The sequence below is a fragment of the Micromonospora sp. KC213 genome, from assembly GCF_004348325.1.
GTDB lineage: Bacteria > Actinomycetota > Actinomycetes > Mycobacteriales > Micromonosporaceae > Micromonospora.
The window spans coordinates 1-9071 of sequence record NZ_SMKF01000203.1; the positions used below are offsets into that span (position 1 = coordinate 1).

General features: G+C 69.6%; 5 protein-coding genes and 1 pseudogene. All 6 read left to right on the top strand.

Going from position 1 to position 9071, the window contains the following annotated elements:
- Nucleotides 1-1476, top strand: a pseudogene (locus E1166_RS32305) (DNA polymerase III subunit gamma and tau); the annotation flags it as partial.
- Nucleotides 1477-1585: 109 nt separating this feature from the next.
- Nucleotides 1586-1894: a YbaB/EbfC family nucleoid-associated protein gene (locus E1166_RS26895; RefSeq protein ID WP_243706466.1), complete on the top strand. Its 309-nt coding sequence runs from the start codon at nt 1586-1588 to the stop codon at nt 1892-1894.
- 8 nt (nt 1895-1902) lie between these two features.
- Nucleotides 1903-2496, top strand: a complete 594-nt coding sequence (gene recR / locus E1166_RS26900; RefSeq protein WP_132342725.1) for a recombination mediator RecR — start codon at nt 1903-1905, stop codon at nt 2494-2496.
- Nucleotides 2497-2933: 437 nt separating this feature from the next.
- On the top strand, nt 2934-6578 hold the full coding sequence (locus E1166_RS26905) for a GDSL-type esterase/lipase family protein (RefSeq protein WP_132342726.1): 3645 nt from the start codon (nt 2934-2936) through the stop codon (nt 6576-6578).
- Between the two features lie 105 nt (nt 6579-6683).
- Nucleotides 6684-7100 carry a hypothetical protein gene (locus tag E1166_RS26910; RefSeq protein WP_132342727.1) on the top strand — a complete coding sequence of 139 codons (417 nt, stop codon included), beginning with the start codon at nt 6684-6686 and terminating at the stop codon, nt 7098-7100.
- Nucleotides 7101-7338: 238 nt separating this feature from the next.
- The gene (locus tag E1166_RS26915; protein WP_132342728.1) at nt 7339-8997 is read left to right on the top strand and encodes an ABC transporter substrate-binding protein; all 1659 of its coding nucleotides are present in this window, start codon (nt 7339-7341) and stop codon (nt 8995-8997) included.
- Nucleotides 8998-9071 lie beyond the last annotated feature (74 nt).

The window sequence follows — 9071 nt, forward strand, 5'->3', positions numbered from 1 at the left end:
GCGCCCCACCCGGAGACCGCCGGCACGCCGGCGGCTGCCGCCACCCCGTCCGGGCTGGCCGCCGCGCGCGCGGCGGCTGCCGAATCCCGTCCCGCGTCGGGTGCCGACCCGTCTCCGGACGGATCCGCCCCGGTGGTCGATGCTCCCGCCCGCCGTCCCGTGCCGGCCTCGGCGGTGCTGCCCGACCCGGCCACCCCGGAGCCGCCCCGTCCGGGTTCGGCCGCGCCGGGCGCGCTGGACGCCGTCGCGGTACGCCGGGTCTGGCCGGAGGTGGTCGGGAAGGTCAACCGGAGCAACAAGCGGATCGCCGCGTTGATGCGTGACGCCGTGGTCCGTGACCTGGACGGCGACGCGCTGGTGTTGACGGTGAAGTCGTCGGTGCTGGCCAAGATGATGTCCGACCACGCCCAGGTGTTGACCGACGCGCTCTACGAGGAACTTGGCGGCCGGTGGCAGATCCGCTGCGAGGTGGCCGGCGAGCGGGGCGGGGTGTCGCTCGGCGGCCCGGCCCGTCCGGCGTCTCCGGCCCGGCCGGCTGACTCGCCCCGGCCGCCCGGCCCGGCCCCGGCCGGCGACGGCCTGCCGAGCTCGGGCGGTCCGGCGGGCACCCCGGGTGCCGGCTCGGCCGGTGGCGTGGGCGGCCCGGGTGCCGGCCCGGTCGGCGGTGTGGGTGGGTCCGGCGCCGGTTTGGCAGGGCCCGGCACCGCGTCCGGTCAGCCGACCGGCTCCGGCGGCACCGCGACGTCTTCCGTCGGCAGTCGGACGACCTCTGCCGGCGGTGACCCGCGTGCCCACAGCACCGGCCACCGGTTCCCCGGTCCGCCGGCGGCCGATGCCACCGGTGTCGCCGATGACGAGGAGTGGCCCGAACCGGCACGTCCCGGTGGCGGGGACGACTGGCCGGAGGCGGCCCGCCCCGGTGGCACGGCGGTGGCCGCCGACCGGACAGCGGTGGCAGCCGGTGGCCCGACGGTGGGCCCTCGGGGCGCTGCGACCGGAGCGGCGGTGGCCGACGACCGGCCGGAGGTGACCCGGCCGTCCGCCACGACCGCGCCGGCCGTAGCGAAGCCGGCGGCAGCCGCGCCGGCCTCGGCCGTGCCGAAACCGGCAGCGCCGGCGGCGACGCCGCAACCGGCCTCTGGTGCCCCGGTGAACAGGGCGATCGCGGCGGCCCGGGCGGCCGCCGCGGCGGCGGCAGCCAACAAGGGCCAGCGGCCCGCGCAGGCCGGGCGGCGGACCGCTGACGCGGACTGGGCCGGTGAGCCGCCGTACGACCCGGACTACGACGGGCCGCTGCGCGGGGGTGGCCGTCCCGAGCCGGCGGCCCCGGCGTACGAGGGGTTCGACCCGGGTGACGAGCCGCTGGACGACGTGATCGACGAGCGGACCGCCCGGCAGTCCAGCGAGGAGCAGGCGGTGGCGTTGCTCCGGGAGGCGTTCGGCGCCGAGCGGATCGACGAGGTCGACGCGCGCTGAGGCGCGTACCGGTCGACGATGACGGGTGCCGCCCCCCGGCTAGGCTGGGCGCGGCCGAGCAGACGAGTGCGAGAGGGAGTCATCCGTGCGCCCAGGTGGACAGCCGAACATGCAGCAGATGCTGAAGCAGGCGCAGAAGATGCAGCAGCAGATCGCCAAGGCCCAGGCCGAGCTGGCCGAGGCGGAGCTGACCGGCACCGCCGGCGGTGGCCTGGTCACCGCGACCGTCTCCGGCGCCGGTGAGATCAAGGCCATCAGGATCGATCCGAAGGCGGTCGACCCGGAGGACGTCGAGACCCTGGAGGATCTGGTGCTCGCCGCCCTGCACAACGCCGCCGAGGCGGCCCGGGAGCTGACCGAGAAGAAGATGGGCCCGGTCGCGGGCGGCATGGGCGGCCTCGGCCTGCCCGGGTTCTGAGTCGCCAGATGTACGAGGGCGCCATCCAGGATCTGATCGACGAGCTGGGCCGCTTGCCGGGTGTCGGCCCGAAGAGCGCCCAGCGGATCGCGTTCCACGTCCTGTCGGCCGATCCGGCCGACGTCAACCGGCTGGCCGGCGCGCTGCGCAAGGTCAAGGATCTGGTTCGGTTCTGCACCACCTGCTACAACGTCGCCGAGTCGGAGCAGTGCCGGATCTGCCGGGATCCGCGTCGTACCGACGAGGTCCTCTGCGTGGTCGAGGAGCCGAAGGACGTGGTGGCGATCGAGCGGACCGGTGAGTTCCGGGGGCGCTACCACGTGCTCGGTGGAGCGATCAATCCGCTGGAGGGGATCGGGCCGGACAACCTGCGGGTCCGTGAGCTGATGACGCGGCTCGGCGGCGGGGCGGTGCGGGAGCTGATCCTGGCCACCGACCCGAACACCGAGGGGGAGGCGACCGCGACGTACCTGGCGCTGATGGTCAAGCCGATGGGGATCGCGGTGACCCGGCTCGCCAGTGGACTGCCGGTGGGCGGCGACCTGGAGTACGCCGACGAGATCACCCTCGGCCGCGCCTTCGAGGGGCGACGCGCGGTGTGAGCCACGGTTAGGCGATGGGCGGATGATGCTCAGGCGATGGCGTTGTTGTGATGCGCGCGTCGATCCTGAGGCCTCCCGCATCTTCCGCCGAAAGGGCCGCCGTGCGTCGATTCCTGGTCCCTCTACTCGGACTAGCAGTGTTGGTGCCGCTGGTCCCCGCTCAACAGGCGGCCTCGGCCGCCCCCGCTGATCCCTCCGCGACGCTCGCCTCGCCCGCGCCACGCTCGGTGGCGCGACCGGCCGGTCCTGACCGTGTCCTTGATCCCGACCGGCGACTCGGTGCCTCCTGGCGCCGCTCATCGGACCGGGTCGTCACCACTTCGTCAGACGAAACCGGTCTGCACGTACTCGTGGCAGACGCCAAGGAAGCGTATCGCTGGCGAAACGCTGCCACGCTGGCCGAGCCCGGCCTGCCAACGGACCAGTGGATCGGACAGGTGTGCATCACCGGCTCCGGCCGGCGAGCGGTGGCGATCTACGCGCCACGTCAGTTCACCAACCGCGAGAACCTGCTCAACGCGGGAGCCTTCGCGGCGGTCGTCGATCTGGACACAGGCACGGTCACCAAGCTGCCCGAGCGCTACTCCCTGGCCTATCACAACCCTGGCTGCGGGGCGGGGGAGAACGCGGTGCTGACCCGGCTGGAGATGCCGGCGTCACGACAGGCCGGCACGACGGCGCGGTCGGTGCTGACCACGGTGGACACTCGACGACCGTCTGGCAGCCGGAAGGTGCTGGCGACCGGGCAGCTCACCTCGGCCATTCCGGTCGGTGACACAACAGTCGCCGCGAAGGGCGACGCGCTGCTCACCCTCGACCGGCGGGGCGCGATTCGCGCCACCGTGCGGACCGGGGGGTCACCCTTCCGGTTGATGGCGGACGGGCCAAGTGACGTCGCGCTCCAGGTAGCCCGGGGGGCCGAGGTCGACCTCGCCCGCCTGGCTGGTGGCCGGCTGGTCCCCGTGGCCACCGTCCCGACAGGCACGGTGAAGCTGCGCCCCGGTGGCGTGGGGCGGGTTTTCGCGGTGGGAGGCCGGGCCAGCCGCCACCTCGTCGGCAAACGGCTGCCCGCAGGGTGGCGGCCGGTGGATGCGCCACCGGACAGCGATGTCTCGCGCACCGGCGACCTGGTGATCACCCGAGCTGTCACCGGCCGCGAGGCGGCCGGCCTGGCCAGTGGAAGGCCGAGCGACGGGCAGGCCGACCGGGTTGACATCAAGGCTCGCCTGCGGGCCGGAGACGAGGTGAGGTTCAGCATCCTGCCTTCGGGCCTGGTCGGCGGGGAATCCTCCCCGGCCGCCCCCGGCAGTGTGACCACCCTGGCCGACCCGGATGCGGCGACGGTGGCCTACGACCTCGACGGCTCCTGCGCAGTACGCCGTAATGACCCGACGGTTCAGGCGTACCAGCCCACGCGACAGCAGGTGGAGTGGGCAGCCGACCTGGCGGTACACGGGCAGTTGACCTTTCAGCGACCCGCCAACTGGTCGAACAACGGCCTGCCGGCGTACTCACCTCAGGGAATGTTCCCCTCGATGACGCTCGCCGGCGGAGGCACCGTGCCGGCGCAGGTGTTTCTCGGCATCCTGGCGCAGGAGTCGAACCTGTGGCAGGCCAGCTTCCACGTCGTCGACGGCCTCGCCGGCAACCCGTTGACCAGTCTCGGCTACTACGGGCTGGAACTGATGGCACCCGACTACACCAAGATCGACTGGACGAAGACCGACTGCGGCTACGGCGTCGGCCAGGTGACCTCCGGAATGAAGAAGAGCGACACGGGCCAGTGGATTGCGGGAGTGCAGTGGGACCACACGAAGCAGAAGGCGGTGGCGCTGGACTACGCGACGAACATCGCGGCTGGCCTACGCATTCTTCAGGACAAGTGGAATCAGACCCGGAGTGCGGGCCTGATCGCGAACGATGGCGACCCGAGATACATCGAGAACTGGTGGTTCGCCATCTGGGCGTACAACACCGGCTTCTACAGCCAGATTCCGGCGAGCCCGGCGGCGCCTTGGGGGGTGGGCTGGGCCAACAACCCCGCCAACCCGAACTACCCGGCAGACCGGAAGATGTTCCTGACCGCGCCGCTGGACGTGCCGGACGCCAAACCACCGGTGGACGACGACATCGGTTACGACAACGCCAAGCACCCGAACCACTGGTCGTACCCGGAGCGGGTGATGGGCTTCGCATACACCTCGCTTCGCCGTTACGACTACGAGACCGGCTCCTACACGCCGACGTACGCCACCGCGCAGGAGCGCAACAAGCTTATTGCCCAGCCGCCCAGGTTCACCTTCTGTGTCCCGGCGCAGAACGCCTGTGACCCAACCGTCTCCCGCGTGCCGGGCGACTACCCGACCGCCGAGCCCGGGCCCTGCACCCGCGACGACCTCAAGTGCTGGTGGCACTCGCCGGTCGCCTGGACAGACTGTTCGATCAACTGCGGGTTGGAGAACCGGCGGTACACGACGGTGGAGCCGCGCCCGTACGGCAGCAGCATCTACGACTCGCAATGCAGGCGGACGGGATTGCCGAGCAACGCTTTGATCATTGACGACATCGACAGCGCCACCCCACTCGGCCCGCAGGGCTGCGCCCGGGACTACACACCCGCGGGTAAGTTCTCGTTCAGTTATCCGTCCCGGGTTGGACCGAACAACGTGACCATCTACCCGGGCAAGGTGGACACCCATCAGATCGGCGGCGGGTTCGGCGGTCACTTCTGGTTCGCGCACACCCAGAGGTCGGAAACGGCGCCGGAGAAGGTGACCGGCCGGTGGACGCCGACCACCAGGTTGAACGGCTGGGCCAAGGTGATGGTGCACATCCCCGACCATGGGGCACACACCCAGCAGGCGAAGTACGTGATCAACACGGGGGCGGGGCAGAAGACCCGCTACATTCCGACCCGCACGGAGGAGCACCGCTGGATAACCCTGGGGACGTATCAATTCTCCAATGTGGGCGCACAGTCGGTGGAACTGAGTAACATCAGCGAGGACGGCAACGGTACCGAGGACGTCGCGTGGGACGCGATCGCGTTCGTCCCGTTGGCGGCCAAGCCGCGACACTTCGTGGTGGCGATGGGTGACTCGTACGGCTCTGGCGAGGGAGCCGGTAGCTATTACTACGAGACGGACAACAACTACGGTAACCGCGCGTGGAACGCCTGTCGCCGGAGCATGAAGTCGTGGCCGCTGCTCACCCGGCTTCCCGGCTCGTCCAGCTCGATCGCCAGCCGGCTGGCCGCACACGACCAGAGCATGGACTTCCAGTTCGTCAACTGCTCCGGGACTACGGCGGAGCAGATGCGTAGCACGGCGACGCCGTACTACTGGCAAAGCCCGCCAAGCAGCATCGGCGACTACCACCTGGCGGCGGAGGGGCAGTTCCGGGAAATGTCCCAGATAGAGTCCGGCGTCCTGGATGGCAATACCACGCTGGTGTTGCTCTCGGCCGGTGGCAACGACGCGGGCTTCCCCAGCACGATGACCCGGTGCGCCCTGGAGAACTGCGCCACTGCCAGCTATGAGGAGACGGTCCGGCTACGGATCGACGATGCCCAGGTCGAGGTACGCCGACTGATCGACGCGGTGGCTGCCAGCGCGCCCAATGCCACCGTCATGCTGGTCGGCTATCCCCGGATCTTTGCCGATTATCACCAAGACTCGTGCGTGTTTGCCCGCTATACGGGTGCCGAGATGGACATGCTGAACCGGTTGGCCCTGCATATGCGAAACGCCCAGCGCGCGACCGCAGACGCGGCCCGGGTAGCCGGCAAGCGGGTGCAGTTCACCGACATGGTCGAGGGCATGCTTGATCACGGTACGTGTCGCAAGTACGACACCAACCACGACGTGCTTGTGCCGGACGACATCAATGGTGTGGTCGCCGGTCCCGCGGGGGAGGGCGACTTCCGGATGGTGGACGGCGACACCTACGCCACCTGCGTGGGCTGGATCGTCGCTGGGCTGAACGTCTGCATCAGCCGTGCCTCCTTCCATCCCAAGGACACCGGTGCGGTGACGTACTCCAGCGCGGTGACATCCCGGCTGTCCGCAGTGGGCTACAACTGAGTGGGATCTGGTGGGCCCGCGCGACGAGCGCGGGCCCACCAGGGTGCCCGGGGGAGATGGCCTGTGATGATGCGACGGCGGGGCTCAATGTCCTGGACGCCGGCGGTGCTGACTCTTTTGCTGCTGCTGGCCGGGGTGGGTGTCCTGGTGGCCATCGAGGTGGAGAGCCGACGACTGGCGGCGGACAACCGGGCGGAGGAGGCGCGGGCCGAAGCCGCCCTGACCCGTGACGCGCACGCGTACGCGGACGCGGTGATCGCGGTCGGTGAGTTGGCGCCGACCGACGAGCGGCTGGCGGCGGTCGCTGGGGTCAACCGCGTGGAGGTGCGGGAGGTGCACCGTGCCCCGGCCCTGTCGGTGGTCGTCTACGGCACTGAGCGCTACGCCACGACGTTCGGCATGGCGACCGTGCTGGCCTGCCATCGGGTGACTTTCAGGGACCTGGGTACGGGGGCGGCTCGTGCGGCCGTCGAGCGGCTGCCCGTCTGTCCAGGGGCAGGTTCGCGACCTGCGCCTTCCTGATCTGACACCCATGGCCTTCGCAGGTAGGTATGACGTAACAGTTTGGCATCGTGGATGCTGGATCGTTCGGCGGGGAGTGGCTGTGGCCTTCGATCCATAGGCCAGCTGTTGGCTGGGATACGATTCGGTACCAACCGTCCACCGGGCAGTTTCCGCCGTGTCGACGTGAGGGCTATGGTCACCGCCATCGGTGACCACGTCACCACATTGACGTACCCCAAGGACGAGGTGAAGCACCATGCGTGCACCCAGGCCGAAGGCCGCCATCGCGGCCGTCGCGGTCGCGGCCCTCGCGGTAGCAGGCTGCGCCGAGAGCGACCGTGGAGACAGCAGCGGGAGCAAGAAGGACACCCTGGTGTTCGGCGTAGCCGGAGACCCGAAGGTGCTGGATCCGAGCTTCGCCAGCGACGGCGAGTCGCTGCGCGTGGCACGCCAGGTCTTCGAGACGCTGGTCCGTCCGGAGGAGGGCGGCACCAAGGTCACCCCCGGCCTGGCCGAGTCCTGGACCCCGGACGCCACCGGCACCACGTGGACCTTCAAGCTCCGCTCCGGCGTGAAGTTCCACGACGGCACCGACTTCAACGCCGAGGCCGTCTGCGCCAACTTCAACCGCTGGTACAACGCCAAGGGTCTCATGCAGAGCCCCGACGTGACCGCGTACTGGCAGGACGTCATGGGCGGCTTCGCCAAGAACGAGAACGCCGACCTGCCGCCGAGCCTCTTCAAGTCCTGCACGGCCAAGGACGCCACCACTGTCGACCTGGCCTTCACCCGGGTCACCAGCAAGATCCCGGCCGCGCTGATGCTGCCCTCGTTCGGCATGCACAGCCCCAAGGCGCTGCAGCAGTACGACGCCAGCAACGTGGGCGGCACCGCCGAGGACATCAAGTACCCGGCGTACGCCACGGCGCACCCGACCGGCACCGGCCCGTTCAAGTTCAAGTCCTGGGACGTCGCCAACAAGACGCTCACCATCGAGCGCAACGACGACTACCACGGCAACAAGGCCAAGCTGAAGACCATCATCTTCAAGACCATCTCGGACGAGAACGCGCGCAAGCAGGCGCTGCGCTCCGGCGACATCCAGGGGTACGACCTGGTCGGCCCGGCCGACGTCGAACCGCTGAAGAACGAGGGCTTCAACGTCCTCACTCGTCCGGCGTTCAACGTGCTCTACCTGGGGATCAACCAGAAGGGCAATCCGAAGCTGGCCGACCTCAAGGTCCGGCAGGCCATCGCGCACGCGCTGAACCGACAGGCGCTGGTCGACTCGAAGCTCCCCCCGGGCGCCAAGGTCGCGGTGAACTTCATGCCGGACACTGTCGAGGGCTGGAACGGCGACGTCACCAAGTACGACTACAACCCGGAGAAGGCCAAGCAGCTGCTGGCCGAGGCCGGCGCGTCGAACCTGACGCTGCGGTTCCACTACCCGACCGAGGTCACCCGGCCGTACATGCCGAACCCGAAGGACCTCTTCGAGCTGCTCTCGGCGGACCTCAAGGCGGTCGGCATCACGGTCCAGGCGATCCCGCTGAAGTGGAGCCCGGACTACCTCAACGCGACCACCTCCGGCACCAAGCACGACCTGCACTTCCTCGGCTGGACCGGTGACTACGGCGACGCCTACAACTTCATCGGCACCTTCTTCGACCGGCCGAAGGACGAGTGGGGCTTCACCAACAAGGCCCTGTTCGACCAGTTCAAGGACGCGGACAGCACGGCCGACATGGCGACCCGGGTGGAGAAGTACAAGGCCCTCAACAAGGCCGTCATGGACTTCCTGCCCGGCGTGCCGGTCTCGCACTCGCCGCCGGCGATCGTGTTCGGCAAGGACGTGACCGGTATCAAGGCCAGCCCGCTCACCGACGAGCGGTACGCCACGGCCGAGTTCAAGTAGTCCTGACCTGAGGCAAGGAACGCGGGCGGGCGTCGTGCACACGGCGCCCGCCCGTACCCCTCCTGTCTCTTATA